Annotated in this window: 22 protein-coding genes; 13 read left to right on the top strand and 9 right to left on the bottom strand. The window is 59.8% G+C overall.

Features of this window, described 5'->3' with window-relative positions:
- Positions 1–109 precede the first annotated feature (109 nt).
- Positions 110–1,420 carry a heme anaerobic degradation radical SAM methyltransferase ChuW/HutW gene (hutW, locus tag ACL2XO_RS13630; protein WP_413742955.1) on the bottom strand — a complete coding sequence of 437 codons (1,311 nt, stop codon included), beginning with the start codon at positions 1,418–1,420 and terminating at the stop codon, positions 110–112.
- A 436-nt stretch (positions 1,421–1,856) separates the two neighbouring features.
- On the opposite strand from hutW, the gene ACL2XO_RS13625 reads away from it, so the two are divergent.
- The 8 genes from ACL2XO_RS13625 (at position 1,857) to ACL2XO_RS13590 (ending at position 9,675) form a co-directional block, all read left to right on the top strand.
- Positions 1,857–2,885, top strand: a complete 1,029-nt coding sequence (locus ACL2XO_RS13625) for a hemin-degrading factor (protein ID WP_413742954.1) — start codon at positions 1,857–1,859, stop codon at positions 2,883–2,885.
- The gene (locus ACL2XO_RS13620; RefSeq protein WP_413742953.1) at positions 2,882–3,697 is read left to right on the top strand and encodes a heme/hemin ABC transporter substrate-binding protein; all 816 of its coding nucleotides are present in this window, start codon (positions 2,882–2,884) and stop codon (positions 3,695–3,697) included. The genes ACL2XO_RS13625 and ACL2XO_RS13620 overlap by 4 nt, the downstream gene beginning before the upstream one ends.
- Complete coding sequence (locus tag ACL2XO_RS13615; protein WP_132921827.1) at positions 3,694–4,683, top strand: FecCD family ABC transporter permease; 990 nt, start codon at positions 3,694–3,696, stop codon at positions 4,681–4,683. The genes ACL2XO_RS13620 and ACL2XO_RS13615 overlap by 4 nt, the downstream gene beginning before the upstream one ends.
- Positions 4,676–5,590: a heme ABC transporter ATP-binding protein gene (locus tag ACL2XO_RS13610; RefSeq protein WP_413742952.1), complete on the top strand. Its 915-nt coding sequence runs from the start codon at positions 4,676–4,678 to the stop codon at positions 5,588–5,590. Before ACL2XO_RS13615 ends, ACL2XO_RS13610 begins: the two co-directional genes overlap by 8 nt.
- A gap of 170 nt (positions 5,591–5,760) precedes the next feature.
- Positions 5,761–6,519 carry an IclR family transcriptional regulator gene (locus ACL2XO_RS13605; protein ID WP_413724301.1) on the top strand — a complete coding sequence of 253 codons (759 nt, stop codon included), beginning with the start codon at positions 5,761–5,763 and terminating at the stop codon, positions 6,517–6,519.
- Between the two features lie 151 nt (positions 6,520–6,670).
- The gene (locus ACL2XO_RS13600; protein WP_203521633.1) at positions 6,671–7,948 is read left to right on the top strand and encodes an MFS transporter; all 1,278 of its coding nucleotides are present in this window, start codon (positions 6,671–6,673) and stop codon (positions 7,946–7,948) included.
- Complete coding sequence (locus ACL2XO_RS13595; RefSeq protein WP_132921829.1) at positions 7,945–8,970, top strand: amidohydrolase family protein; 1,026 nt, start codon at positions 7,945–7,947, stop codon at positions 8,968–8,970. Before ACL2XO_RS13600 ends, ACL2XO_RS13595 begins: the two co-directional genes overlap by 4 nt.
- Positions 8,971–8,979: 9 nt before the next feature.
- Positions 8,980–9,675: a 4-carboxy-4-hydroxy-2-oxoadipate aldolase/oxaloacetate decarboxylase gene (locus ACL2XO_RS13590; protein ID WP_132921830.1), complete on the top strand. Its 696-nt coding sequence runs from the start codon at positions 8,980–8,982 to the stop codon at positions 9,673–9,675.
- A gap of 186 nt (positions 9,676–9,861) precedes the next feature.
- On the opposite strand, the gene ACL2XO_RS13585 is transcribed toward ACL2XO_RS13590, so the two are convergent.
- From ACL2XO_RS13585 to ACL2XO_RS13570, 4 genes are all read right to left on the bottom strand, one after another.
- Positions 9,862–11,505 (bottom strand): cyclic peptide export ABC transporter, encoded by a 1,644-nt coding sequence (locus ACL2XO_RS13585; protein ID WP_413742951.1) that lies wholly within the window; start codon positions 11,503–11,505, stop codon positions 9,862–9,864.
- 103 nt (positions 11,506–11,608) lie between these two features.
- Entirely contained in the window at positions 11,609–13,624 is a 2,016-nt protein-coding gene (gene fhuB / locus ACL2XO_RS13580; protein ID WP_413742950.1) for a Fe(3+)-hydroxamate ABC transporter permease FhuB, read from the bottom strand.
- Positions 13,621–14,574, bottom strand: a complete 954-nt coding sequence (locus ACL2XO_RS13575; RefSeq protein WP_132921833.1) for an ABC transporter substrate-binding protein — start codon at positions 14,572–14,574, stop codon at positions 13,621–13,623. The genes fhuB and ACL2XO_RS13575 overlap by 4 nt, the downstream gene beginning before the upstream one ends.
- Before the next feature lie 57 nt (positions 14,575–14,631).
- Positions 14,632–16,824 (bottom strand): TonB-dependent siderophore receptor, encoded by a 2,193-nt coding sequence (locus ACL2XO_RS13570; protein ID WP_413742949.1) that lies wholly within the window; start codon positions 16,822–16,824, stop codon positions 14,632–14,634.
- Between the two features lie 369 nt (positions 16,825–17,193).
- On the opposite strand from ACL2XO_RS13570, the gene ACL2XO_RS13565 reads away from it, so the two are divergent.
- Positions 17,194–18,012: an AraC family transcriptional regulator gene (locus ACL2XO_RS13565; RefSeq protein WP_413742948.1), complete on the top strand. Its 819-nt coding sequence runs from the start codon at positions 17,194–17,196 to the stop codon at positions 18,010–18,012.
- A 62-nt stretch (positions 18,013–18,074) separates the two neighbouring features.
- Here ACL2XO_RS13565 and ACL2XO_RS13560 read toward each other — a convergent pair whose 3' ends face one another.
- Positions 18,075–18,719, bottom strand: a complete 645-nt coding sequence (locus tag ACL2XO_RS13560; protein ID WP_413742947.1) for a TetR/AcrR family transcriptional regulator — start codon at positions 18,717–18,719, stop codon at positions 18,075–18,077.
- A gap of 140 nt (positions 18,720–18,859) precedes the next feature.
- Between ACL2XO_RS13560 and ACL2XO_RS13555 the strand changes: the two genes are divergently transcribed.
- Positions 18,860–19,522 (top strand): DUF3313 domain-containing protein, encoded by a 663-nt coding sequence (locus ACL2XO_RS13555; protein ID WP_132921837.1) that lies wholly within the window; start codon positions 18,860–18,862, stop codon positions 19,520–19,522.
- Between the two features lie 45 nt (positions 19,523–19,567).
- Here the strand turns inward: ACL2XO_RS13555 and ACL2XO_RS13550 are convergent, their stop codons facing one another.
- Positions 19,568–20,488 carry an AraC family transcriptional regulator gene (locus ACL2XO_RS13550; protein ID WP_413742946.1) on the bottom strand — a complete coding sequence of 307 codons (921 nt, stop codon included), beginning with the start codon at positions 20,486–20,488 and terminating at the stop codon, positions 19,568–19,570.
- A 371-nt stretch (positions 20,489–20,859) separates the two neighbouring features.
- On the opposite strand from ACL2XO_RS13550, the gene ACL2XO_RS13545 reads away from it, so the two are divergent.
- The 3 genes from ACL2XO_RS13545 to ACL2XO_RS13535 are packed head-to-tail and all read left to right on the top strand — an operon-like array spanning position 20,860 to position 24,745.
- Complete coding sequence (locus ACL2XO_RS13545) at positions 20,860–21,348, top strand: (2Fe-2S)-binding protein (RefSeq protein ID WP_413742945.1); 489 nt, start codon at positions 20,860–20,862, stop codon at positions 21,346–21,348.
- Positions 21,345–22,352, top strand: a complete 1,008-nt coding sequence (locus ACL2XO_RS13540) for an FAD binding domain-containing protein (protein ID WP_413724291.1) — start codon at positions 21,345–21,347, stop codon at positions 22,350–22,352. Before ACL2XO_RS13545 ends, ACL2XO_RS13540 begins: the two co-directional genes overlap by 4 nt.
- On the top strand, positions 22,349–24,745 hold the full coding sequence (locus ACL2XO_RS13535) for a xanthine dehydrogenase family protein molybdopterin-binding subunit (protein ID WP_413724290.1): 2,397 nt from the start codon (positions 22,349–22,351) through the stop codon (positions 24,743–24,745). The genes ACL2XO_RS13540 and ACL2XO_RS13535 overlap by 4 nt, the downstream gene beginning before the upstream one ends.
- A gap of 36 nt (positions 24,746–24,781) precedes the next feature.
- On the opposite strand, the gene ACL2XO_RS13530 is transcribed toward ACL2XO_RS13535, so the two are convergent.
- Positions 24,782–25,744, bottom strand: a complete 963-nt coding sequence (locus ACL2XO_RS13530; protein WP_413742944.1) for an XdhC family protein — start codon at positions 25,742–25,744, stop codon at positions 24,782–24,784.
- Positions 25,744–26,322: a nucleotidyltransferase family protein gene (locus ACL2XO_RS13525; protein ID WP_413742943.1), complete on the bottom strand. Its 579-nt coding sequence runs from the start codon at positions 26,320–26,322 to the stop codon at positions 25,744–25,746. The genes ACL2XO_RS13530 and ACL2XO_RS13525 overlap by 1 nt, the downstream gene beginning before the upstream one ends.
- Positions 26,323–26,487 lie beyond the last annotated feature (165 nt).

The following is a 26,487-nucleotide window of genomic DNA, read 5'->3' as shown; positions in this document are numbered from 1 at the left end:
TTTTACGCTTACCGTTTTCTTGCCGTTACTTATCGATAAAACAACAATGGTTACATTCAGACATCATTTGTGATGTATCCGGCGCTGGTGCCCTCTCGCTGGCAGAGGCCTACCGATCCGCTTCGTCTGCCAGCCGCGGTATCAGCAGCCGCAATGCCTGTAATAGATTATTGGCCCAAAAACGGCCGTCCACCGTCAGGCGCATACAGGAAGAGTCGTCCACGATAAGCCCCGCCCGCTGCCACTGGCTCAGCAGCGGGCGCAAGGCATCGCTGTGGTCGGTCAAGGCGGATAGCGCCACCCGGCCGGTTTCGATGCCGCCCTGAAGCTGGTGCTGCCAGGGTTCAGGCGCATGGGGAGCCGTCATCATGGCGATGGGTTTTTCTCCTAGCCGGACCCGCTGATAGTAGCGTTCCAGATTACGTTCCAGCATATAGGCCTGTCCGTCCAGGCTGCCGCCGGCGCCGCTGCCCAACGCCAGGTAATCCGCGCCCTGCTTGATCAGCAGGTTGTACAAATTACGTTCACGACTGGTCTTCGCCCAGTGGCTGTTGCTTAGCTGATGCCACCCCTGCCCGGCCAGCACATCGGCGCCGGCACGGTAAAAGGCCAATCGCTCCGTCACATCCGGCAGGGTGGTCCGTCCATTTTCCACCGCTTTATACAGCGGCGTGCCGGCCAATACATTCAGGGCATACAAATCCACGCCATCCAAGGGTAATTCACTGATAATCTTCAGGTCATCCCGCCAGCTTGACAATGTTTGCCCCGGCAGCCCGAACAGAAGATCGCACACCACCGCCGCCCGATCGCGCCGGCATAGCCGTTCAAGGAACGCGATGGCCGTCTCGCCATCGGAGATGCGCCCCATCCGGCGGCGGATGCGGGTGTCGAATGTCTGGATGCCGATGGAGAATCGGTTGACGCCCGCATCCAGACAGGCATCCAGGCGTTCATCATCAACATTGAGGACACGGCCTTCGACGGTAATTTCGCAATCCGGCGCCAGGGGCAGACTGTGGCGAATGCGGCGAATCACCCTGTTCAACTCGGCGGCGGTGAGCGCGGTGGGCGTACCGCCCCCCAGATAGACCCCGTGGATGGGTGCGGACTGGTGCAACGGGCTGTCCGCTTCCAGCTGCAGTTCACTCAATAAACACTCGGTATAGACGGCGGTACTGTCCGATTTCAACGGGTTTTGATAAAACCCGCAAAACGAGCAATGAGTGGCACAGAACGGAATATGGATATAAAGCAGACGCTTACGCGCCGGCAGCGTGCGTTGCCGTAATTGCCGCCATCCCTGGCTGATACTGTCGCCGTCCAGCGGGCGTTGATTGCGCCAGGGCATCGCCATCACCCGGTTATCGAACGGCTGTTGGCCTTCTCGGGCAAAGAAAGGGGTTAAATCCATCGACATCTTGTTATCCAATCATATTTTATGGAAATTGAATGATAATCATTATTATTAATGTCCCTGATTGCAAGAGGATTCTCCTTTAACCGGGCGTTAAAAAGCCCTTTATTGATCTGAGATACTTTTCACGCCGCGACGGAGCCTTGCGCGCTCCATGACAAGAATAGACTGATAATCTAAGAGCTTAGCTAAAGCGCATGTTACGGTTTTTTAGCGTTATCACTACACTCTCCTGTCGATATCCCCACTGATTTCTTACGATGGCCGAGATTGACAATGATAATTGTAATCATTATCATTAAAATTATTATCTTGAAACATTCCCATAACATTTGCCTTTTTTTACTGCCGGCGTTGCCCTCAGAGGCTGCCGGTTAATGATATTCATTGAGCCATTTACCGTCCGTTGCGACGGTCCCTATGAATAAAGGACGTTGTCATGAACCATCGCTATCAGACCTATCTGCAACTCAAAGCGCTGCATCCGCATAAATACGCCCGCGATGTGGCGCGGCTGATGAATATCAGCGAGGCAGAGCTGACCCATGCCCGCGTCGGCGCCGAAGCCAGACGGCTTCGCCTTGATGTGCCCGCGATGCTGGCGGCCCTGGAGGCCGTGGATGAGACCAAGTCCATTACCCGTAATGAGTACGCGGTACATGAACAGATTGGCCGTTATCAGCACTGGCGGATAGGTGAGCACGGCGGGCTGGTGCTCAATCCGCGGGGGTTGGATCTGCGACTGTTTCCCGCGCAGTGGGCCAGCGCATTTTTTGTCAACGAGCAAACGGCGCGGGGTGAGCGTCAAAGCATTCAGTTTTACGATGGTCACGGCGACGCGGTGCTGAAAGTCTATGCCACCGCGCAGACCCGCATGGCGGACTGGGATCGATGCATCGGCCGGTTCTCCTCGGCGGACAATCCGCCGCTGGTCCTCGCTCCCCCGCCCGCCGCCAATGAACAGGCCAAGGCCCCGCCGCAGCTGGAGCGGGAGTGGCGGGAGATGACCGATGTCCATCAGTTTTTCAACCTGCTCAAGCGGCATAACCTGACGCGTCAGCAGGCGTTCCGCGCCGTATCCGAAGATCTGGCCTGCCGGGTGGACAACCAGGCGCTGAGGGAAATTCTTGAGGCGGCGCGGCAGGACGGCAACGAAATCATGATTTTTGTCGGCAACCGGGGCTGCGTGCAGATCTTTACCGGCGTGATAGAGAAAGTGACCCCCTGGCAGAACTGGATCAACGTCTTTAACACCGAGTTTACCCTGCACCTGATGGAAGACCGGATCGCGGAAAGCTGGGTCACCCGCAAACCCACCGGCGGCGGCGTGGTCACCAGCCTGGAACTGTTTGCCGCCGACGGCACGCAGATAGCACAGCTTTTCGGCCAGCGCAGCGAAGGACAGCCGGAGCAAACGCGGTGGCGGTCGCAAATCGGGTTATTGACCGCCCGGGGAGCGGCGGCATGAAAGGCTGGCTGCTGGTCCTACTGGCGTTGCCCTGCTCCCTGCTGGCGGCGCCGCGTATCGTCACCATCGGCGGCGATGTCACCGAAATCGTGTTTGATCTCGGCGCCGGCGACGAAGTCGTGGCGCGGGACAGCACCAGTCTGCAGCCGGAAAAGGTGAAGACTTTACCCGATATCGGCTATTTGCGGCAGCTGAACGCGGAAGGGATCCTGGCCATGCGGCCGACGCTGGTGCTGGTGAGCGAGCAGGCCAAGCCCTCCCTGGTGCTGGAACAATTGGCGGACAACGGCGTGAAAGTGGTCACAGTGCCGGGAGACGCTTTTGCCTCGGCCATTGCCCACAAGATTGCGGTGGTGGCCGATGCGTTGAACCGTCCTGGGCAGGGCAAGGCGCTGCAACAACAGGTGCAGGGGCAACTGGCCGCCATTCCTGCGTCGCCGCTGCCGGTGAAAGTGCTGTTTATTCTCAGCCACAGCGGGATGACGGCCATGGCGGCCGGCCAACAGACCGCGGCCGATGCGGCCATTCACGCCGCCGGTCTGCAAAACGCCATGCAGGGATTTGTTCATTATCAAACCCTGTCCCAGGAAGGGGTTATCGCCAGCGCGCCGGATCTGGTGGTCATAAGCCGCGACGGCATCGACGCCCTCGGCGGCGAGGCGCAGCTCTGGCGATTGCCCGGACTGGCGATGACCCCCGCCGGTAAACAGCATCGGCTGCTGGCGGTGGATGACATGGCGCTGCTGGGCTTCGGCCCGTCAACGCCGGCCGCCATCGCCCGGCTTCGCCGCAGCGCGGAAGCCATACGATGACGCTCCGCCGTCTGTTGCTGCTGCTGTTTATGCTGATTTTGCTGATGGCGGCGGCGGCAAATCTGGGGGCGGTACCCATCTCCCTGCCGTTATTGTGGCGCACTTCGTTTAACGATGCCACATGGCACATCTGGCTGAATATCCGTTTACCGCGCGTACTGCTGGCGGTGCTGATCGGGGCGGCGCTGGCGATGGCCGGCGGCGTGATGCAGGGATTGTTCCGCAATCCCCTGGCGGATCCCGGTTTATTGGGCATCAGCAGCGGCGCGGCGCTGGCGGTGGCCTGCTCAGTGGTATTGCCCCTCTCCCTGCCGCCGCTGGTGGCCTTGTATTCTTCAACCCTCGCCGCCTTCTGCGGCAGCCTGCTCGTCACGCTGGTGATATTTTCCCTCAGCCGCGCCGGCGGTGGGACGCTGTCACGTTTACTGCTGGCGGGTATCGCCATCAATGCGCTGTGCGGCTCGGCCACCGGCGTCCTCTCCTGGCTCAGCAGCGATCGGCAACTGCGGCAGTTATCCCTATGGGGCATGGGAAGCCTCGGCCAGGGACAATGGACCTCACTGGCTGTCCTGGCCACGCTGCTGGCGCCCGCCATGCTGGTTATCCAAAAACAGGCCCGCCGCCTGAATCTTTTGCAACTGGGAGAAGAAGAAGCCCATTATCTCGGCGTCGACGTGCGGCGCACCCAGCGCCTGCTGCTGCTGTCCAGCGCGCTGCTGGTGGGCGCCGCCGTGGCGGTGAGCGGCATTATCGGTTTTGTCGGACTGGTGGTTCCCCATCTCGTCAGGATGTGGCTTGGCGCCGATCATCGCTGGCTATTGCCGGGGTCGGCGCTGGCCGGCGCCCTGCTCTTGCTGGCGGCGGACACCGCCGCGCGCACGCTGGTACTGCCGGCGGAAATGCCGGTGGGTTTGCTCACCAGCCTGCTCGGCAGCCCCTGGTTTTTTTGGCTGATCCTCAAGGAAAAACCCCTTCGCCATGCCTAAGTCGCCGACCCTTTCCACGGACAGGCCAGCCCTTGGCCGCGCCGATAGCCCATCCTCCACGGACATGTCAGACCTTGGCCGCGCCGATAGCCTCCCAGCCATTGACATATCCGGCGGTTGCGACACAGACCGTCCTCTGCTCAAGGCCGAGGGCGTCGGCTATCATATCGCCCGGCGCACGCTGTTAAGCCAGGTGTCGCTGACGCTGGCCTCCGGCGAATTCGTCGCGCTGATTGGCCCCAACGGCGCGGGAAAATCCACCCTGCTGCGGGTCTTGACCGGTTATACTCCCCCCAGCGAAGGCACCTGCCTGCTCAATAACACCCCGCTCCACCAGTGGCCTTCGGCGCAGCTGGCCCGCCAGCGGGCGGTTATGCGCCAGCAAGGCGCCCTCACCTTCCCTTTCACCGTCGCCGAGGTGGTGTCCATGGGGCGTGCGCCCTGGTCCGCCGCCGCCGATGCCGACATTGTTGACGACGTAATGGCTCTCACCGGCTGCCGGCCGCTGGCGCAAAGGGAATTTCGCCAACTCTCCGGCGGCGAGCAGCAACGAGTCCGGCTGGCGCGGGCTTTGGCGCAGCTTTGGCAACAAGACGGCCCGCGCGGCTGGCTGTTTCTGGATGAACCCACCTCCGCGCTGGATCTCTATCACCAGCAGCATGTACTGCGTTTGCTCAAGCGTCTGACCGAGGACGGCAGGCTGGCGGTGTGCTGCGTACTGCACGACTTGAATCTGGCCTCGCTATGGTCCGACCGGATCCTGCTGCTGCACGAAGGCCGCCTGGTTGCCGCCGGCACTCCCCAAGACGTGTTGACGGAACCGCAGCTACGCCGCTGGTATCAAGCCGATGTCAGCGTACAGCTCAATCAGGAAAACCAAAGACCGCAGATCTTCTTACAGCGCTGAGCCTCGACAGGCCGGCCCGCTATCTCCCATCGTGCAACGAACCTGTTAAAGGGAGACCGTGCCAATACCTCTTCTTGTGATGCGAACCACAGAATGTTCCGTGAGCTCCACTATAATTGTTCTATCAGATGATATTGAGTTCTATCAGACAGAACAAATGGAGTCTCACAATGGCCGAAAAAGCGGAAAATACCCCGCAGCCCATAGGCGTAACCCCCAGCGGCGTAGACGTAATCGATCGGGCCGTAGCGCTGCTTTTTGCCTTTAAAAAGCAGGACAGCTCGTTAACCCTCACCGAACTCTCCAAACGCACCGGCCTGTACAAAAGTACGGTCCTCAGGCTCACCGCCGCACTCTGCCATCATCGCTTGATGATCCGCCTCGAAGACGGCCGCTTCAGCCTGGGATCGGCCACCTTCTCCCTGGGCACCCACTACCTCGCCAACCTCAATCTCAGCGATGTCCTGCTGCCCCTGATGCGCGAATTAAATGAACAGCTCGGTGAAACCGTCTCTTTTCACATCCGCGAAGGAGATCATCGCCTGTGCCTGTTCCGCATCAATTCGCAGTTTTCCGTGCGGGTCAATGTCCAGCAAGGCGACATACAGGCATTGGATCGCGGAGCCGGCGGGCGCGTGCTGCTGGCGTTTTCCGGCGAACCCGGCGAACTCTACGACCGTGTTCGCCACGTCTATACCTATGCCTCGGTGGGGGAAAGGGATGAAGAGACCTCCGGCATATCGGCTCCGGTGTTCGGTTCGGATCAAAAGCTCATCGGCGCGGTAGGCATTGTCGCGCCGGTGAGCCGTTTGGATATGGCGCTGATGACGCAATATCGCCCGGCGCTGCTTGATATCGCGGCCCGTGCCACCGAACGGCTAGGGGGCGACGGCTCGCCCATGCTGGCCGCGATAAATATCCCTTGTTGAAACGTGCTTAGGCGGTGGGAGTTCGATACAGAGCGAAGCGGTATCCACGCCGTTGTTAAGTAAAACGACATAACCTTGGAAAATTGCCCTCGATAGCGGTGAAGCGATGCCTGACTCTGGCACGGCTCTTGAGGCAAGTAAGGCGGGAATAATGATGTTTCAATGGTTCACATCCCTTAATAAAGTGGAAAAACGTACCTTCTGGGCCTGCTTCAGCGGCTGGGGGCTTGATGCCATGGACACGCAGATGTATGCCCTGTCCATCCCGACGCTCATTGCCTTATGGGGCATGACCAAAGGCCAGGCCGGCATACTGGGCACCACCGTGTTGATCATGGCCGCGCTGGGGGGGTGGGTTGCCGGCATTCTGTCCGATCGCTACGGCCGGGTCAGAATACTGCAGGTAACCATCGCCTGGTTTTCACTGTTCACCTTCCTTTCGGCCTTTACCGACTCGTTCTGGCAGTTGCTGCTGACGCGCAGCCTGCAAGGACTGGGGTTCGGCGGCGAATGGGCGGTGGGGGCGGTGTTGATAAGCGAAACCATCAACCCGCAGGTACGGGGCCGGGTGGTGGGGGCGTTGCAGGCGGGATGGGCCCTCGGCTACGGTATCACCGTGATCCTCGCCACGCTGCTGTTTGACTACTTTCCCGCGGCTATCGTGTGGCGAATCCTGTTTGCTCTGGGCATTCTTCCCGCGCTGCTGGTACTGTGGATTCGGCGCAATATCGAAGAAGCGCCGATTTACAAAAAAGAGCAGGCCGCCGAAAAAGGCCAATCCCGGAATATCTGGGAGGTATTCGCCCCCTCTTTCCGCGGAACGACCTTCAAAGCCATCCTTTTGACCTTCGGGATCTATGGCGGTAATTACGTCATGATCACCTGGCTGCCGGCCTATTTGAAGCTGGTTTTACATCTGTCCATCAACAACGTCGGCGGTTATCTGGCCATCAATATTCTCGGGTCATTCGCCGGCGCCTTCCTGAACGGCTGGATGGCCGACGCCCTTGGGCGGCGCAAAACCTTTATTATCATCGCCTGTCTGCAGGCCATCGCGGTGGGCGTGTATACCATGGCGCCCATCAATCTCACCATCACCCTGCTGCTGGGATTCGTGCTGGGGACCCTGCAATCGGGTACCGCGGCCGGCACCGGCGCGTTCATCGCCGAGCTTTTCCCCACCCGCGTCCGCGGTTCGGCCCAGGGTTTATGTGGCAACGCCGGCCGCGCGCTGGGTGCGGTCATGCCTACCCTGGTGGGGCTGCTGAGCATCAAGATGGATCTTGGGCCGGCCATGGGTATCTGCGCCTGCGCATCTTATGTGATTGTCGTGATCGCCGCCATGCTGCTGCCGGAAACCCGCGGACGCGACCTGAGCAATATCGTGATGGAGAGTGATAAACCTACTGCTATGGAACGTATTCAATGATTATCGATATCCACGGACACTATACCACCGCGCCGGAGGGACTGGAGACATGGCGCAAACGGCAAATCGCCGCCCTCACCGACCCGGCCATCACCATCGATACCGCGGATGTACGGATTTCCGACGACGAAATCATCAATACCCTCGAGAGCAACCAACTGCTCAAAATGCGTGAACGGGGTATTGATTTGACCATTTTTTCGCCTCGGGCCAGCTTTATGGCCCATCATATCGGCAATGCCGCCACCAGCGCCGCCTGGGCCTCGGTCTGTAACGAATTATGTTACCGTGTCACGCAGCTTTATCCGGCGCATTTCGCCGGCGCCGCCATGCTGCCGCAGTCCCCCGGCGCCGATACCCGCACCTGCCTTGAGGAAATGGAGCGCTGCATCAGGGATTACGGTTTCGTGGCGGTGAATCTCAGTCCGGATCCCTCCGGCGGCCATTGGACGGCGCCGCCCTTGTCCGATCGCTACTGGTATCCGATTTATGAAAAAATGGTGGAATATGACGTGCCGGCCATGATCCACGTCAGCACCAGCTGCAACCCGGCGTTTCACACCACCGGCGCGCATTATCTTAACGCCGATACCACGGCGTTCATGCAGTGCCTGACCTCGGATCTGTTCACGGATTTTCCGACGCTGCGCTTTATCATTCCCCATGGCGGCGGCGCGGTGCCCTACCACTGGGGCCGCTTTCGCGGGCTGGCGCAGGCCATGCACATCGATGATATCCACAGCAAGCTGCTGAAGAATATTTTCTTCGATACCTGCGTCTATCATCAGCCTGGCATCGATCTGCTGACCCGGGTGATCCCGGTGGAAAATGTACTGTTCGCCTCGGAAATGATCGGCGCGGTGCGGGGTATCGATCCCCTTACCGGTTTTGCCTTTGACGACACCCGGCGCTATATCGACTCGGCGGCGCTCACCGCCACTGAAAAAAAACTCATCTTCGAAAGCAATGCGCGCCGGGTCTATCCCCGGCTGGACTCATTACTGTCGGCCCAGGGCCGATAAGGAAAGACTATGCAAACCCGTGTGAATGCCTTGGGCATCGTTAAACGCACTATTGAACGTACGGATCCTGCGGTAGTCGAGCGGCTAAGTCACTTTGGCGTGGCCACCCTGCACGAGGCCATGGGGCGGACCGGGCTGATGCGATCCCATATCCGCCCCGCTTACGCCGGTGCCCGCTTATGCGGCAACGCGGTGACGGTGCTGGCCCAGCCCGGCGATAATCTGATGCTGCACGTGGCGGCGGAACAGATCCGGCAAGGGGATATTGTGGTGGTGGCCTGTACGGTGGAGAATGGAGACGGCATGTTCGGCGAGCTGCTGGCCACCTCTTACCGCGCCCATGGCGCCGGCGGACTGGTGAGCGAAGCCGGTGTCCGCGATGTGGCCGCATTGCGTGAAATGGGCTTTCCGGTATTTTCCCGCGCCATCAGCGCCAAGGGCACCGCCAGGGCGACCCTGGGATCGGTTAACGTGCCGGTTATCTGCGCCGGCGCGCTGGTAAACCCCGGAGACGTGGTAGTTGCCGACGACGACGGCGTGGTGGTGGTGCCGAGGGAAATCGCCGCCCAGACCGCCGATGCGGCGCAAAAACGCGAAGATAACGAACAGGGAAAACGGGAGCGCTTCGCCAAAGGGGAGCTAGGCCTGGATATGTATCAGATGCGGGACATGCTGCAACAGGCCGGGCTTAAATACGTCGATTAAGACCATTACCCGCGCGCATCAAAGCCGGCTAAGCCCGCTATCCCCGGGTCAGTCGGCTTAAAAGATATTCATGTCAGCCAAGGGCAGCGCCACAGTTGACTCATTTTTATGCGTCGAGATTTGTCAGTAGGCAGAGTTCGGTATGACTTAAGCCGGTGGCACGTTCCACCGTAGATTGCGCTGGGGTTATTTTGCTATTCTGCCGTCTGCCATATAAATAATCCGGTCAGCGGCAGAGAAATACCGGTCGTCATGAGAAATGACGATAAGCGTTTTTCCCCTCCGTTTGAGATCGGGCAGCAGTTCAGTGTAAAACACCTGCCGAAACACCGGATCCTGGTCCGCCGCCCATTCATCGAACACGATAACCGGGCGCTCCTCGAGATAGGCCTGCAGCAGGGCCAGCCGCTTGCGCTGGCCGGTGGAGAGGTCCGTGGTGGAAAAACGCCCGTTTTGAATCCGGACCTTGCGGGCAAGATCCAATCGTTCCAGATAACGCTGGCTCTCCTGCGCCCGAACCGGGTCCACCAGGATTTCGTCAAAAAGATAATAATCGGCGAACACGGTGGTAAACAGCTGGCGATACGCATCCCGGCCGGCCGCGGTTACCGGCTGCCCGTTATACAGGATCCGACCCCGGTCCGGGGCGTACAGCCCCAGCAGAAGCTTAATGAGGGTGGTCTTGCCGGAGCCGTTTTTACCGACGATAAACAGAATCTCGCCGGCGCGGATATCCAGGCTCACCGGTCCGAGGGAGAAACCCGTCCCGCCGTCCGGCAAGAAGGTATACCCCACCTGTTCGAGAGCAAGGCTGTTCATCGATAACACAGGCTCCCCCACCGCCGGCGGCGCCAGCGAGATATCCGGCTCGGGATTACTGAATGCCGCGGACAGCGCCGCCAGTTTTTTCATCGAGACGAAGGCCTGCCCCATGACCGGCAGGGCGCCGGCCAACTGCTCCATCGGGCCTTTGATAAACAACAGGACGATGACCGCGGCGCTGACATCGGCGGAATCAATTCCCAATTGCCGGCGCGCGGTCAGCATGATGCCGATAAAGATAAACAGCAAGGCGGTACTGGCGCCGCTCATCAGCCAGTACCGGCCCATGGCATGGCTTTTCAGCCGGGCGATGGCGTCCACGGCGCCGCCAAGCTGGATGCCGAAAACCCGCGCCCGGCGGTCCTGGTTGATGCGCAGCTCTTTTGCGCCTTCAATGATGGCGCGGTACTGCTTTTGCAAATCATCCTGGGCATCCCGCACCCCTTCATAATCCTTCATCCATCCGTGGCGCGAAAACGCGGTCAACAGCATCCCGGCGACAAGAAAGGCCACGGAGAAAACAAACAGCGTCCGGGACAGCCATAACAGATAGACCAGTCCTCCCAGCGCCATCGCCAGCGCAATGGCATAGGTCGAGAAATTAAAGGTGAAGGCGCTGACGGTATCGATGTCATTATTCAGCGTGGCCAACAGCCGGTGGGAGCGGTAACGCTCGATGGCATCCAGCGGCGCGCGCAGGATGCGCGACGAAATGTCCTTGCGCAGCGAGGCAATGATTTTCTGGCCGATCAGGCTGTTCAGGACGCCGGCGACGGAGGTGCCCGCCACGCTGACGGACAGCAGTCCGGCGAAGTCCAGCCAGAAGCCCGGCGTCAGTTCGCCCCGCTGCAGCGTCTGGTTAATGCGTCCCAACAGGCCGGTGGCGGTCAGCCCGCCCACAATGCCCAGCAGGGTCGCCGTGGCCACCACCGGCCAGAAGGGTTTAAGCAATCGTAATACTTCCGCCATCATAGTTGATGCCGGAGCGCCGGTATCGGCTTCCTTCATTTTCAGCTCCTGATAGATTCTCGGTAATGTGACGATTTCAACCAAGGCAATCTCTTAATGACGCCCCCCATGCCAAGCTGCAGCCGGGTGAGCCCGTTCCCCGTCAGCGCCGCCGCATCAATAGCCACATCAAATAGGGCGCGCCCAGCAGCGTCGCCACCAGGCCCGCCGGCAGTTCCCTGGGCATCAGCAGGGTGCGTCCCAGCCAGTCGGCCGCCACCAGCATCAGAGCCCCCAGCGGCGGCGCCAGCAGCAGTTGGTGCGTCGGCCGCCGCGCGCCCATCAGCCGGGCAAAATGCGGCGCGGTGAGGCCGATAAACGACACGGGACCGACAACCAGCGTCGCCGCCGCCGTCAGCAGGGCAATCAATCCCAACACCGCCAATCTGGCCTGGGGCGTCGCCACGCCCAGCGCGGTGGATGTCATTTCGCCAAGGGGTAAAATGGTCAGCCAGCGATGGCAGCACGGCGTCGCCAGGCACAGCAGCAGGCAGAGCAGCAGCGCATTCCGCGCCTCGGCGGGGCCGATGGAATAGGTGGAACCGGCAAGCCAGGCGATAAGCGCGGCGGCGCGATCTCCTCCCCCCGCCACCACCACCGCGACAACGGCCTGCAGCAACGCGCTGACGGCAATGCCCGCCAGCAGGATGCGCTGGGGTGAGAACCGCGTTCGTCGCGCGAAAGAGAGAATGGCCAGCAGCGCCGCCAGGGCGCCCAGGGTGGAGACCGACAGGCGCAGGATAGGCAATGCGTCCCCTTGATACAGCAACAGGGCCACCAGTCCGAGGGCCGCTCCCGCGCTGACCCCCAGCAATTCCGGACTGGCCAGCGCGTTGCCCGTCAGCCGCTGGATTAAGACCCCCGCCACGGCCAGCATCGTGCCTGAGGCCATGGCGGCCACCGCGCGCGGTACGCGCCAGAGGGACACCTGCGGCAGCGCGTGCAAGGCGGTGAAATGCCATCCGCCCGGCGTGCGGCCAAAATCAAGGGAGAGCGCCATCGCCAGCGCCAGCAATAACACCAGCGCCGCAAAGCGGCGATAAATACCCGGATCCCCAGGCCGCTGAAGAGAGGCGCCGGCATAAGGGGGTTCCACGCCGGACGCCGCCGGCTGAAAACGCGCCAGCAACAGCAGCATAAGCGGGGCGCCGAACAAGGCGGTGGCGGCGCCGGTGGGAATATCTCCCGTCATGGCTGAAAACCGCTGCACCGTCTGGTCGGTCAGCCAGAGCACCAGCGCTCCGCACAGCGGCGCGGCAATCAGGCGCTGCCTGAGCCGCCGCGCGCCCGCCAGCCGGGCAAGGGCCGGCGCGGACAGCCCGACAAAGCCGATAACGCCCACCGCGCTCACCACGCCGGCGCTGAGCGCCACCGCCAGGGTAAAGCCGGCGATCCTTATGGTTCCCGATCCCAGTCCCAGGCTGCCGGAGTGGCCGTCCCCCAGCGCCAATACCGTCAACGGCCGCAACAGCAGAAAGGCGAAGCACATTCCGGCCAGAAACTGCAGGCCCAGCACGGCGACATTGCGCCAATCCTGCTGCAGCAGCGATCCGCCGCCCCAGATAAACAGGCTGTGTAGGTAGGGCGTATACAGCAGTTGCAGGGCCATGATGACGGAGCCGCAAAACAGGGTGACCACCAGTCCCGCCACCGATACCGCCGAGGGCTCATACTGCCGTGGCCGGGATAGCGCCAGAACGATAAAAGCCGCCGCCAGGGCGCCGCCGAGGGCCGCCCATTGCGGATGATGGAGCATGACCGCCGGCGCCCACAGGGTAAACAGGGTGAGCGCCAGCTGCGCCCCTGCGCTCACCCCAAGGGTCATGGGTTCCGCCAGCGGGTTTTTCAGCACCTGCTGGAAAAGCGTGCCCGCCAATCCCAGCACCGCGCCGCACAAGACGCTGATAGCCAGCCGCGGCAGCCAGCCGTCAAAAACCATGATATGTCTGATATCCTGCCCCGGCGTTGAAAGAAAGGTCTGCCACCAGCGCGAAACAGGTAGAATCAACGACAGGTTTTCCAGGCTGAGAACCGCGCCGGCGGCGAAGGCCAAAACTATCAGCAACAGCGGCCACGGCCTGGATATCCGGAGGGTACCGGCACGGAAAACGCCGCTCATTTCGCGGTTTCTCCCACGGCGCCCGGGCTGTTATCATTCCCCTGCGCTTTTAGCGCCGCCGCCAACTCACGGGCGAAACGGCCGGCGGAAGGCAGCATGCCGAATCCCCAAAACGGCGCCAGCCCATAAACCCGACGCTGTTTTACCGCCGGCAGCGCCTGCCAAAGCCGGTTGCCTTGCAAACCCGCCGCCACCGGCGCCGGCAACGGGGTGAAATAGACAATGGCCGCTTCCTGCCGCGCCGCCAAGGCCTCCAGTCCGGCGACGCCGATGCCCCAATAGTCCGTCGGGCCGCGCCAGGCGTTCTTGACGCCCAGCGCATCCATGACGTCCTGAAAAAGGCTGCGCTCGCCGTAAATGCCGATATGCAGAGCATCGAAAAATCGAATCAGATAAATGGGCTCCGACGCCAGGCGCCGTCGAGACGAATCCAGCTCGGCGCCGGCGCGGGCAAGGGTTTGGCGGGTCTGGGCAATCAGTTCGCCGGCCGCCGCTTCCCGCCGGCATAACCGTCCCAGTTCAAGGGTAATCCGCTGCGCATGGGACAATGGCGCGCCCTGGTCGGTATAAACCGCAAAGGCGCGCACCGGGCAGATGCGCTCCAGCATGGCCCGCTGCGCCTCCTGGCTTGAATTGATCAGGATGAAGTCCGGCGCGAGCTGTTGCAGCCACTCGAGGGAGGGCGCGAGGCGCAGCCCCACATCCGCTACTCCTGCGGGTATGGCGGGGATTACCACGTTATCGCGGTAGCCATCGATCTCAGCCACGCCCACCGGCGTTATGCCCAGCGCCAGCACCGTTTCCGCCAGGCCCCAGTCCAATACCGCCAGCCGGGGCGCCGGCGACGTGACGTCGCCCGCCGCCTGCATCCCGCTCCAGGCCCGCCGTGGAATGGCCGGCAGCGTCAGCAGCCACAGGGCCAGCGTCTTGATGAATCCGCGCCGCAGCATGGTCTCAGCCCGCCGACGGCTGAAGGCGGCGCGCGCCGCCGCGGGGGAGCATCGTCCTTACCACCGGTAGCGGGCCGTGGCCAGCACTTCCGCGCCGTCGCCGTAGGTACAGGTATTGGCGCTATAGCAGGAGGCGACGTAATGGCGGTCGAACAGATTCATGGCGTTCAGCGATAACAGCCAGTGTTGTCCCGTGTCATAGTGCACGCCTGCGTCGAACAGGGTCACCGAGGGCACGCGGATGGTGTTCGAGGTGTCATAGCTCGCGCTGAGGTAGCGCACCCCGGCGCTGGTGCCGAAGCCCTGCAGAATACCGTTATGGAAGCTGTAATCCAGCCAGGTGGATACCGTATTGCGCGGCATGCCCCATATTCGTTTCCCGGCCAGCGGCGTGCTATCGCCGTCGAGGGTGGTGGCAGAATCGTTGGAGTCGACCGTCACGGCATGAAGATAGGTGTAAGACGCTATCAGCTGCAGGTTGTCGGTGAGTCTGGCATGTTCCTCCAGCTCCAGTCCTTTGGATCTCACCTTGCCGGCCTGGGTGGAAAAACCCGTATGTTCGGCGTCGGCGGTCAAGACATTTTCCTCGGTAAGATCAAAAAGCGAAGCCGTGGTAAAACTCTCGGAGCCCGCCGGCTGGTATTTGACCCCCACTTCATACTGATTGGCGGTGGTGGGTTTCGCCATACCGCCGCCATAAAGCTCGCCCACCTGAGGAGTAAAGGACTTGGCGAAACTGGCATAAGGCGCAATACCGTTGTCAAACAGGTAAACCAGCCCGGTGCGCCAGGTGAAGGCACGGGAAGACTGCGCGGTGGAGGAAGCGGTGACGGGATTGACATCGTCGGCGTCCGCCCAATCTTCACGCACGCCCAACAGGTAGCGCCAGTTGCCGAAGCTCATCTGATCCTGGCTATAGGCCCCGAGCTGTTTTTGCCGGATAAAATCGTCCGATGACGTGGCCGGGGCGGCGATATCGCCATAATCCGGCGAGAATACATTCAGCGTCGGCGCGGCCCCCAGCCCTACGGTTTCCCGGTATAAAATGCGCTGGAAATCCACGCCGGTAAGCAGGGTATGAGATACCGGCCCGGTATCGAAATCCGCCAATACCTGATTGTCGATGGTGAAAACCTTGGCATGCTCATCATTGAAAAACGCATAGCGATTCACCGTATCGTTGGATCCCGCCGCAAAGCCGTTGCTGAATACGTTATCCAAATCATCTTTGACATAGCTGTAGTGGGTATTCTGCCGCAGGGTGAAAACATTATTCAGGCGGTGTTCAAATTCGTAGCCTACCGAATATTGCGTTCTGGAGTGATTATCGAAGCCCGGCGCGCCCATATTGGTATGGGGTGATATCTTGCCGTCGGCGGCGTTGAACAGACTGCCCGCCGCCGGGACGAAATTATAATAGCCGACGTCGGGATCGCGCTGGTATTTGGCCAGTATCGTCAGAGACGTATCGTCATTGGGCCGCCAGGTCACGGCGGGGGCGATATACAGCCGTTTCTGCCGGGTATCCTTCACCTGGGTATCGCTGTCCAGTCCCGTGCCGGTAAGCCGATAAAGCAGCCTGCCGTCATCGGTGAGTTTTCCCCCCAGATCAAAACCGGCCTGGTAGCGATTGTGGCTGCCGATGGTGGTAAAAACCTCATGTACCGGCGTCGCGGTGGGACGCTTGCTCACCAGATTCGCCACGCCGCCGGGATTCACCTGTCCGTAAAGAACGGAAGCCGGTCCGTGCAGGATTTCGATACGTTCCAGCCCGTAGGGATCAAAATTGGCAATGGCATAGCCGAAACTGGTGTCGCTGGGCATTCTCGAACCGTCGAGGAATTGTTCCAGATAAAAGCCCCGGCTAAACAGGTAAGGCGCGCCGGCGGTGGAATCCCCGCGGATTTCGGATCGCACCCCCGCGGTATAACGCAGCGCCTGGGCGACGGTCTGGGCGTTTTGCGCCGTCATCTGTTCCTTGTTCACCACCGAGACGGATTGCGGGATTTCAAGGAGGGGAGTATCGGTCTTGGTGGCGCCCGTCGCCGATTTCGCCACCGGTATTGACGTACCGTCAGGTTTACCGGTCACGACCATCACGCTGGCTGTATTGCCCTCGCCGCCGGTCTGCTCGGCGCCGAATGCCGGTGCGCCGGCCAGCGCCAGGGCCAGTGCGCTTAATTTAAATCCTACCGTCCATTGCCGCCGGGGCCGGAACCCCCCGGATTGCCTTGATGTTAACTTACTCATGCCTTCAACCCTGCCTGATTCCTGCCTGTTTAAGAAAAGAATGCTCACTGGCGTACAGACTCTGCGGCCCGTTGTCACAGCCTAGACTTGAAGGCGAATGATAATGATTTTTCTTCTTATTGAAAGGTGAAGGTTGTCCGTTGTAAGGTGTGTTCCGGCGCCACCCTTTTTTCAGGACGAAAGTTGTCCTAAAACCTGCGCCGCCGGACAAAAATTTCAGGCATTATTCAGCGGATTATTCCAGGAGCGCTCTTGAAGGGGCTTTCCGGCGCCGGGGCGGCGGTGTGAAACAACCCCGCCGCCGGCCGGTACCAAAGAGGATGTGATGAATCAGCAGCACAATACCGTTAAGGATAAATATCCCCGATCATGAAGAACAACGCGAGCCTTGCAGAGGCGGGGTTACCCGCTGTTCGCCCGTCCGTCCCCGCGGCCTCCGCCGGGGAGTGCGTTTCGTTTATATCCTATCGCTACGCGCATTTGCAATCCGAAGTATGGCATTCCCATAAAACGGCCCAGCTCACCTACGCCAGCCGGGGCTCGATCAAAATTCACACCGCCACCGGCATATGGACGCTGCCGCCCTATCGGGGGCTGTGGATCCCCTCGGAATTGCCGCACCAGATCCATGCGCTGGGCGATGCCGTAACCCACAATCTCTATTTACCGGAAAATCCCGGCCACAAGCAGGTGGAGGATTATTGCGTCATTCTCATCTCGAAGATGGTGCACTATCTCATTGAGGCGCTGACGCCCCCCGACGAACCGGAGGAAATCAATTATCAGCGCCACCGGCTGATGCTGCCGCTGCTGTTTCATGAACTCAGCGCCGCCGCGCCGGCCACGGCGGGTTTCCTCCCCTTTCCCCGCGAACGCCGTTTGTGCGCCGTTACCCGGATATTAACGGCGGACCTGGGTAACGAGGATACGCTGGACCAGCTAAGCGCCGGGGTCGGCGCCACGCCGCGCACGCTGTCCCGGCTGTTTCGCCATGATACCGGCCTGACGTTTTCCCAATGGAGGCAACAGCTCAAAATCATGGAGTCCATCAGTTTGATGGCGCAGGGCCGCACCATCGAGGAGATAGCCCAGCGGCTGGGCTATTTCAACGGCAGCGCCTTTATCGCCATGTTCAGGCGAACCCTGGGGGAAACGCCGCAAAGGTATTTCAACACCTTTGAGGAATAACCGGCATCGCCATGATGCCGGTTATTCTCCTTAACACGCCAGCGGCTGATTATCGCTCCGGGTTATTTCAGGTTTGCCGGCGCCGGGCGCGCCGGCGGTGCTGCGCCATACAGAAACAGATTCACCGCGCAGCGGGTCATCTCATGGATTCTGGCAAGGCTGACCGGCTGGGACTGACGCTGATAGATGCGGACTTCGGTCTCGGCGGTCAACAGCGCCAGAAACTGCAATGCCCGGATGTAGGGATCGCCCACCCGCAGCTCCTCACGATCCATGGCGCCGGCCAGCAATGCCGATAATTTTTCAATGCTTGCCCTGGGACCGGACTCATAAAACAGCGTCCCGATATCGGAATGCCCGGCCTCTCCCACTACCATGCGATAAACGGATAACGCACTGTTGTCGTTTACCAATACCTTCAACATCCGCTTTCCGAAACGCATCAGTTTGTCTTCCAGCGTTTCCGTCTTATCGTTGTAAGCCGTCAGCTCTTCCGCCGCCTCGGTCAGGTGCTGAGTGGCATAGGCATGGATAACGGCGGTGAACAGCTCCTCTTTGGACGAAAAATAGCTGTACAGGGTGGCTTTGGAGCCGCCCAGGCGTTTGGACAATTCATTCATCGACGCGCGTTCATAGCCCATTTCCTGAAAGAGCCGGGCGGCAGCCTCAACAATGGCCTCGCGGCGGGCCTGCGTTCGAACCTTCATGGTTTCTCCTGCGACATAAATAAACCCAAGTGTACATTTTCTTGACAAACAAATCATATCAATGCAAAACTAAACCGTACAGTTTGGTTCATTAATAAAAAATAGCCATCATTGTCTTCTTTCATAATAGGGCCGTTCAAATGCAAACAACCTTCAGGAAATCTCGACCCGCGCTTCTTATTCTGTGCATCGCCTTGGCGGCGTGTTCATCAACGCCCCCCGCCCGCTATCAAAATCTTGACTCATCTTCCCGGTTAAGACCCAACACCGATGAGGCATCGGATCGCATTCCCTACCGTTACGCGGAGCCGGTGGACTGGAAAAAATACACCAGCATCATTATTGAACCCGTTGCCCTCTATCAGGGTCCGGACAACCAGTTTGGCGATATGGACCCGTCAGACCGGCAAGCGCTGGTCCACTACATGCAAAATCAGTTCAGTGAAAAACTGCGGGCCCGTTTCAGGGAAGTCACCATCCCCTCTTTGGATACCCTGCGGGTAAAACTGACGCTCACCGGCGCCAAGACCACCACGCCGGTGATCGGTACCTTTACCAAGTTCGATTTGGCCGGCGGCCCCTATAACATCGTTCAGTCCATTCGCGGCAAGGAGGGGTTGATGAACGGCTCAGTGAACTACGCCGTGGAAATTTCGGATGCTTCAACTCGCCGCCTGCTTAACGCCTATGTCGCCAAACAGTATCCCAATGCCCTCAACGTCGGCGCCAGCGTCGGTTCGCTGAGCGCCGCCAAGGTGGGCATTGACAAGGGCGCGGATGAACTGGCGGACATGCTCAAATAAAACCGGATGTTAACCCGGTGCCACCCTGTTCCGGTCGGCCTGCATTCATCCGCTTTTCTCCTTGAGCCAGATTCTTTTCGTTTTGGCGGAATCGATGGTGGGCGCATCGCCAAACAGCCGTTTGAATTCCCGGCTGAACTGGGAATTGCTGCTGTAACCAACGATGCTGGCGGCCCGGGAGGCGGTCATATTATCATGCAGCATCATCAGGCGCGCTTTATGCAGGCGGATCTCCTTAAGATATTGCAGCGGCGTGGAATGGGTAATGGCCTTGAAATGGGAATGAAAAGCCGACACGCTCATTCCGCTCTCTTTAGCCAGGTCGGCCATATCGAAATTATTCGCGTAATGGGCGTGCATCTGGCTTAATACCTTGGCTATCTGGCCATGCCTTCCTTTATTCAGGGCCAAAAATTTGAGATTATCGCCGCTTTTTTCCATTAGAATGTTATACAGAAACTCCCGCAGGATATTTTGCGACAGTATTCTGGCCGGTTCATTATGCTCAAGGCTTTCCACCAATCTTACCAGTATGCCTGACTGATGCATGGTTAGGGATTGGGTTGAAATGAATTCGATATCCTCGCCGCTTAAGGAAGGATTATCCATCTGTAATAATATTTCCGTAATGAGCGTAGGGGTCACCTTGATAAGGATGCCAATCAGCGGCTCGTCCGGCGAGCCTATCGTCTCGCATTCAAACGGCATTGGAATGGTCAGGGTAAGATATTCATTTTTGTCATAAATAAAAAGCCGTTCACCCATGGTGTCGATCTTTTTTCCCTGCAAAATGATAACAATGGATGGCTCATACATTACCGCGCTGCGCGGAATATGCTTTGAGGAGCGTATAAAATTAATTTCGGGCATTCGGGTGGTGAATACGCCGTCCCCGGAAATCAGCCGATTAATAATGCCTATCATTTTTTTATTTCGTTTATCAATGACGCTCATTAATTCCGACATGTCTGCACTCACTTTCAGATTAAATGAATATACCCGTCATCCGGTTATACCGAGCTAACACATCATTATTTTCATTCATATTTCCTTAATATAATTTTCCCTTTTGATAAGTCATTATAGTTTATACGAAGCGCATTTCACACCCGCGGCGCGGACAGGCCGTGGGCCCGGCGTGGGGCGAGGCCTGCCGCGCCGGGGAAGCAAAAAAAACAAAAATCAGGCAAGACAATTGCAATAACAGGCAACCCGGCCGGTGAAAACTGCATATACACTTAGGATCTCAGCACGGCGTTACTTGTCACCATCCGTTGTTTCCCTTCGTTTTAAGCATTGCGGCAATCATTCAACTTTATCCTGACTGGAAGACCATCATGGCTAAAAACATCCCGTTGCATCTCAATGTAAATGATAGAGATTTTGACGTCACGCTGGATCCCCGCGTGACGCTGCTTGACGTACTGAGAGAGCATCTGGCGCTGACGGGCACCAAGAAAGGCTGCGATCAGGGGCAATGCGGAGCCTGTACGGTGCATCTTGACGGGGAGCGGGTATTAAGCTGCCTTACCCTGGCGGCGCAGGCGCATAACCGGCAAGTCACTACCATCGAAGGCGTGGCCAAGAGCGACGGCACGCTGCATCCGGTCCAGGCCAGCTTTTTAAAACACGATGCCTTCCAGTGCGGATACTGCACCCCCGGACAAATCATGTCGGCCATTGCCTGCATCAAAGAGGGCCACACCGGTTCCGATGGGGAAATCCGCGAATACATGAGCGGCAATATTTGCCGCTGCGGGGCATATCCCCATATCGTCGATGCCGTTAAAGAGGCGGCAGAGGACATCAAGGGGGAGTCGGTATGAATGAATTCAATTATCATCGGGCGCTGAATATTGATGATGCCATCGCACAGGCGGGCGGCGTCAACAGCCGATTCATCGCCGGCGGCACCACGCAGCTCGATCTGATGAAGTGCGGCGTGGAAACCCCGGAAAATCTCATTGATATCAAACATCTTTCCGGCCTGAATGACATTACCTTCAGCGCCGATACCCTACGCATCGGCGCACTGGCGCATATGAGCGAGGTGGCGGCCGATGCCCGCTGCCGAAGCCAGGCGCCGGTGATTTATGAGAGCCTGTGGCAGGCGGCCTCACCACAGATACGCAACATGGCTACCATCGGCGGCAATTTGCGCCAACGCACCCGCTGCGTCTATTTCCGTGACCCCGGCGCCTTCAGCGCCTGTAATAAACGCCGCCCCGGATCCGGCTGTTCGGCGCTGCACGGCATCAACCGCAATTATGCCGTCCTGGGGGTGAGCGAGAGCTGTGTCGCGCTCTACCCCGGCGATCTTGCCGTGGCGCTGACGGCGTTTGACGCACGGGTGATTTTGCGCAATGCCGCGGGGCAGGAACGGCGCATTCCCATCGACAGTTTTTATCTGCTGCCGGGCAATACGCCGGATAAAGAGCACGATATGGCCGCCGACGAGATGATTATCGCCGTTGAAGTGCCCATCGTGCCGGCGCTGCGGCGCTCCCATTATCTGAAAGTGCGCGATCGCACCTCCTACGAATTTGCCGCCGCCAGCGCGGCGGTGGGTCTGGATCTGGACGGAACGGTGATTCGCGATATCCATATCGCCATGGGAGGCGTCGCCACCAAACCCTGGCGCGCGCACGCCGTGGAGGCGGCATTACGGGGCAAACCTTTCAATGAAGATGAAATAAGACGGGCGGCGGCGCTGATTACCGCCGATGCCCGGCCGCTGGAACATAACCGTTTTAAAATCGTCCTGGCCCCGCGCGTCATTACCCGCGCCCTGTTAACCGCAGGCCAGCCCAGCCCGGGAGAAAAGTCATGAGCCAACAACCCACAAACCCCATGCGCCGTCATCTGCTGAAGGCCACCGCGGTAATATCCGCCGCCGGCGGCATCGGCCTGCGGCTTGGCAGCGCACAGGGGGCGGAGCAGGCTTCGGCAACCGACAGCGCAGCCGAACAAAAGTACCAAGGCGTTGGCGTTGCCCGTTCCCGGGGCGACGGCCGGCTTAAGATATGCGGCGAGGCCACCTATGCCGTTGAGCACCAGCCCGAGGACGTCGTGTACGGGGTGGTGATTCAGTCCACTATCGCCAGCGGGCGTATTACCCGCATGAATGCGGATAATGCGCGGCGGTCCACGGGTGTGCTGGCGGTTTACACCCACCAAAGCGGATTGAAAATCAACAAGCCGACGCCCATTGCCAAAGGCGGCGCGGCCCAATCCACCTACACGCCCATTCAGGATGATATCATCATCCACAACGGACAAAATATCGGCATCGTGGTGGCGCAGACCTTTGAGCAGGCCACCTATGCGGCGTCGCTGGTGGAAATCGACTATGAGGAGACCCCGGCCATTGTGTTTGCCGACGATGCCCGCGCCGCGCCGAAGAATCTCGACCCGCTGAATATCGATGTGGGCAATGCCCGGCAGGCCATGGACAGCGCGGCGGTACGCATCCGCGGCACCTATACCACTCCCCGTGAATACAATATGCCCATGGAGCCCCATGCCTGCGTGGTACAGTGGCAGGGAGAGCGCCTCACCGTATGGGAGCCCAGCCAGTGGGTGGCCGGGGCGAAAACCGAAATCGCCCAGTGGATGGGTATGGACAAGGCCGATGTCCATATCGTTTCGCCCTATGTGGGGGGCGGTTTCGGCTCCAAACCGGTGCCCTATACCCACGTTGCCCTCGCCTGCGCGGCGGCCCGCGAGCTTAAGCGACCCATCAAGGTCTCCCTCACCCGACCGCAGGTATTTACCGGTCTGGGCGGACGGCCGGCCACGTCGCAAAACCTGGAGATGGGCGCGACCCGGGACGGTAAAATCCTGTCTGTCATCCACGACAGCTTCAATGAAACCTCGCTGCACGATGTGCACATCGAGGCCTGCAACAGGGTCACCGCGCTGATGTACGCCATACCCAATGTCCATTCCCGCCACCGGGTCGTGCCACTGAATACCGTGACGCCAGGCTGGATGCGCGCGCCGGGGGAGAATCCCAGCGCCTTCGGCCTGGAGACGGCGATGGACGAAATGGCCTATGCCCTGGGTATCGATCCGCTGGAACTGCGGTTGCGCAACTGGCCCGATCACGACTTCAAGTCGAATCTTCCCTGGAGCACCCATCATCTGCGCGACGCCTGGCTAGCGGGAGCAAAAGCCTTCGGCTGGGAAAAACGCACCCCTGCCCCGCGATCCATGCGTGACGGACATGAGCTTATCGGCTGGGGGATGGCGTCCGGCACCTATCCGGTGAACCGTATACCGGCGGAGGCGAAGCTTATCCTGCGCCAGGACGGGCAGCTGATTGTGCAAAGCGCCGGCGCGGATATCGGTACCGGCACCTATACCATACTGGCCCAGGCGGCGGCGGAGGTGCTGCAGATGCCGTCCGAGACCATCATCGTACAGCTTGGGGATACGCAGCTACCCCTGGCGGGAGTGGCGGGCGGCTCACAGCTGGCGGGCAATCTGATGGGCGCGGTAAGCAAAGCCGCCAATATGATGCGTGAACGGTTAATTACCCTGGCGGTGGAGCAGCCGGCCTCGCCGCTGCATCAAATGGACAAAAACCACCTGACGGTGGCGGACGGCGAGGTCCGTCCGGCCATGCGACCAGGACGGGGGATTGCCCTGGGGGAATTACTGCGGTCGGCCCATATGGACAGCCTGGAGGTGATGGCGGATACCTTTAAAGAGGGAACGTCGGCGCAAGAGCGCGAGGCTATCGTCAGCTCGCTGGGACAATCGACGCATTCCGTCGTCCCCGGCGTCTCCGCCCACAGCTGGAGCGCGCAGTTTGTGGAGGTGCGGGTGGATGAGGATTTCGGCACCGTCCGGGTCAAACGCATGGTGGCGGCGATGGACAGCGGCCGGCTCTACAACCCGAAGCTGGCGCGCAGCCAGTGGATCGGCGGCATGGTAATGGGATTGGGGCAGGCCCTGCTTGAGGAAGGCGTTATCGATCCGCGCCATGGCCGGGTCATCAATAACAACCTGGCGGATTACCTGGTGGCGATTAACGCCGACGTGCCGGACATCATTACCATTGACGTGGGAGAGCCCGATTACCGGGCCACGGCGCTGGGGGGCAAGGCGGTGGGCGAATTGGGTATCGTCGGCGTGGCGGCGGCCATTGGCAATGCCGTCTATCATGCCACCGGCAAACGGGTCCGGGATTTGCCCATCACCATGGATAAACTGATTTAACGGCAGGCCGATGCCACCGGGGCCCGGATGCCCCCGTTAATGCCGGTTTTTGTGGCGTACGATATCCGCCATGACCGCCAGCGCGATTTCAGCCGGCGTTTTGCTGCCAAGATCCATGCCCACCGGCGCATGGATACGCGCCAATTGAGCGGTGCTAAGACCGCCGATAGTTTCCAGGCGCTGCAAACGCTGCCGGCTGTTGCGCACGGAACCCATCACCCCCAGGTAAAAAGAGTCGGTATTCACCGCCTCCATCATGGTTAAATCGTCAACGCGGGGATCGTGGGTCAGCGCCACGACGGCGGTATTGCCGTGACACCCCGCTTGTTCAAGATACCGGGCCGGGAACGTCTCTTTGACGATAACGTCCTTATGCAGCTGCGGGGCAAAATTTTGCAGGGCGTCGGGCCGGTTGTCACAGACGATGGTCTCGAAGCCCAGGGCAATGGAAAATTCGGCGCAGTACTGGGCTACCGTGGATAAACCGGCAATAATCAGCCGGGGAGCGGCGGCAATGGTCAAACTGACCCGATTCCCCTCATGGCCGGCCAGGGTGGCGCCGCTGTAGGCGCACGCCTCCAGATAACGGCAGGCGTGGGGCAAAATGACCTCTTTGCGCAGGGAGAGATAGCCTGAGAGCGCCTGTCCCAGGCGGGAAAGATAACCGGCGCTCCCCGGCCCGGCCGGCAGCATCTCGATAAGAATATCCAGTTTGCCGCCGCAGGGCAGCGTCCGATTGGGGGGGAGGCCACCGTCGCCGTAACGCACGATTTGGCTGCCTTGCCTGAATTCCCCGGCCCGGATACGGCTGATAAAATCCTCTTCCACACAGCCGCCGGACAGCGAACCGCAGTACAAACCGGCGGCATTGATCACCATCATCGCCCCCGGCGCCCGCGGCGATGAACCGTAGGTGGAGAGTACGGTGCACAGCCAAACCGGCTCCCCGGCCACCCAGTCCAGGGATTGGGCGATAACCTGTTGGTCCAGATTCTGCATTAGTCATTATTCCGGATAGGTGGCAACGGCAAATCGATGTCTTGAATCACTCCCCGGTCCATCACGGGGATTTTATAAGGCGGATAGCGCATCAGCACAGATGAAGCGCCTTCGGCATAACGCAACCGCAGCAGGTCCGCTTTCGCCTGTCGGGCAAACCCCACCGGATGTCCCGGCAGCCGCTGGTAAAAAGGCCGGGCGGAAACATGCTGTTCCAGCGCATCCGCCACCAGCCGGTATATTCCCACCGGCACGAAGGGCATATCGGCCAACTGGATGAGCCAGCCGTCCCAGCCGGCGTTATGCCTGACGCCTTCCGCGATGGTCTCGCCGAGGCAGCGGGTATCCCGGCAGATATAGGGGACGCCTGAAAAGCGGCAATGGGCCTGGATGGACCCAGAGGAAGAGCGGGTCACGACATGCACCGGCAACCCTGAATCACAGGCATTTTTCAGCGTCTGCTGAAAGACGGAAATGCCGTCGCTTACCGGCTGATCGAGTTTAAGGCCCTGCCCGCCGGCGGCGAGATATCGGCTTCCCAAGCCCGCGGCGGCAATGAGGATTCCCGGCGATGTCACGTTATTGCCTCCCAAGCGCACCCATGCCGCTGATACCCCGCGAAACCCTCTATTCCGCTATTGGCAGGGCAAGTTATTAAGGTATAGGAGGAAGCCGCGGATTATGGAATGCATCTTATTGCGGGATGTTTGCCTGATTTTATCAACCTCAGGCTGATGAATGCC

Origin of the sequence: Sodalis sp. RH15, assembly GCF_047324255.1 — a bacterium.
Classification (GTDB): Bacteria; Pseudomonadota; Gammaproteobacteria; order Enterobacterales; family Enterobacteriaceae; genus Acerihabitans; species Acerihabitans ligni.
This window is presented reverse-complemented; position numbering and strand designations above follow the sequence as displayed.

Excerpts from the sequence above, each read along its gene's own strand:
- ACL2XO_RS13590 (WP_132921830.1), top strand. The coding sequence starts at position 8,980 with ATGCAAACCCGTGTGAATGCCTTGGGCATCGTTAAACGCACTATTGAA.
- ACL2XO_RS13555 (WP_132921837.1), top strand. The coding sequence starts at position 18,860 with ATGCAAACAACCTTCAGGAAATCTCGACCCGCGCTTCTTATTCTGTGC.
- hutW (WP_413742955.1), bottom strand. The coding sequence starts at position 1,420 with ATGTCGATGGATTTAACCCCTTTCTTTGCCCGAGAAGGCCAACAGCCG.
- ACL2XO_RS13605 (WP_413724301.1), top strand. The coding sequence starts at position 5,761 with ATGGCCGAAAAAGCGGAAAATACCCCGCAGCCCATAGGCGTAACCCCC.
- ACL2XO_RS13550 (WP_413742946.1), bottom strand. The coding sequence starts at position 20,488 with ATGTCGGAATTAATGAGCGTCATTGATAAACGAAATAAAAAAATGATA.
- ACL2XO_RS13530 (WP_413742944.1), bottom strand. The coding sequence starts at position 25,744 with ATGCAGAATCTGGACCAACAGGTTATCGCCCAATCCCTGGACTGGGTG.
- ACL2XO_RS13595 (WP_132921829.1), top strand. The coding sequence starts at position 7,945 with ATGATTATCGATATCCACGGACACTATACCACCGCGCCGGAGGGACTG.
- ACL2XO_RS13540 (WP_413724291.1), top strand. The coding sequence starts at position 21,345 with ATGAATGAATTCAATTATCATCGGGCGCTGAATATTGATGATGCCATC.
- ACL2XO_RS13610 (WP_413742952.1), top strand. The coding sequence starts at position 4,676 with ATGCCTAAGTCGCCGACCCTTTCCACGGACAGGCCAGCCCTTGGCCGC.
- ACL2XO_RS13570 (WP_413742949.1), bottom strand. The coding sequence starts at position 16,824 with ATGAGTAAGTTAACATCAAGGCAATCCGGGGGGTTCCGGCCCCGGCGG.
- ACL2XO_RS13625 (WP_413742954.1), top strand. The coding sequence starts at position 1,857 with ATGAACCATCGCTATCAGACCTATCTGCAACTCAAAGCGCTGCATCCG.
- ACL2XO_RS13615 (WP_132921827.1), top strand. The coding sequence starts at position 3,694 with ATGACGCTCCGCCGTCTGTTGCTGCTGCTGTTTATGCTGATTTTGCTG.
- ACL2XO_RS13565 (WP_413742948.1), top strand. The coding sequence starts at position 17,194 with ATGAAGAACAACGCGAGCCTTGCAGAGGCGGGGTTACCCGCTGTTCGC.
- fhuB (WP_413742950.1), bottom strand. The coding sequence starts at position 13,624 with ATGAGCGGCGTTTTCCGTGCCGGTACCCTCCGGATATCCAGGCCGTGG.
- ACL2XO_RS13535 (WP_413724290.1), top strand. The coding sequence starts at position 22,349 with ATGAGCCAACAACCCACAAACCCCATGCGCCGTCATCTGCTGAAGGCC.
- ACL2XO_RS13600 (WP_203521633.1), top strand. The coding sequence starts at position 6,671 with ATGATGTTTCAATGGTTCACATCCCTTAATAAAGTGGAAAAACGTACC.
- ACL2XO_RS13545 (WP_413742945.1), top strand. The coding sequence starts at position 20,860 with ATGGCTAAAAACATCCCGTTGCATCTCAATGTAAATGATAGAGATTTT.
- ACL2XO_RS13585 (WP_413742951.1), bottom strand. The coding sequence starts at position 11,505 with ATGAAGGAAGCCGATACCGGCGCTCCGGCATCAACTATGATGGCGGAA.
- ACL2XO_RS13575 (WP_132921833.1), bottom strand. The coding sequence starts at position 14,574 with ATGCTGCGGCGCGGATTCATCAAGACGCTGGCCCTGTGGCTGCTGACG.
- ACL2XO_RS13620 (WP_413742953.1), top strand. The coding sequence starts at position 2,882 with ATGAAAGGCTGGCTGCTGGTCCTACTGGCGTTGCCCTGCTCCCTGCTG.
- ACL2XO_RS13560 (WP_413742947.1), bottom strand. The coding sequence starts at position 18,719 with ATGAAGGTTCGAACGCAGGCCCGCCGCGAGGCCATTGTTGAGGCTGCC.